At 47.1% G+C, this 291-nt stretch carries 1 protein-coding gene; it reads left to right on the forward strand.

Annotated elements, in window-relative coordinates:
- The coding region (locus LKX83_RS32425) for a glycosyltransferase family protein (RefSeq protein ID WP_465249357.1) at nucleotides 1-291 on the forward strand (291 nt) is incomplete at both ends.

Consider the following 291-nt stretch of genomic DNA (forward strand, 5'->3'; position numbering starts at 1 on the left):
CAACTTTCTTACGGAGATGAACGAGAAGCTAATGAGCGGGCATCAGGTAATTCAGGGATATCTGGAAACAAAAAACCCATATGATTCATGGATTAGTATCTCCTATGCGATTACGTATTGGTTTATGAACCGGATGTGGCAGTTGGCCCGCTACAATCTCGGCATGGCTAATGCGCTTGGAGGAACGGGGCTTTGTATTAAGACAGACCTTCTAAAGGAGATGGGGTGGGGAGTAACGTCCTTGACAGAGGATGTGGAGTTTACTGCTCGCTGCGTATACCGCGGGATTTA

Origin of the sequence: Cohnella baijiui, assembly GCF_020731285.1 — a bacterium.
Classification (GTDB): Bacteria; Bacillota; Bacilli; order Paenibacillales; family Paenibacillaceae; genus Cohnella.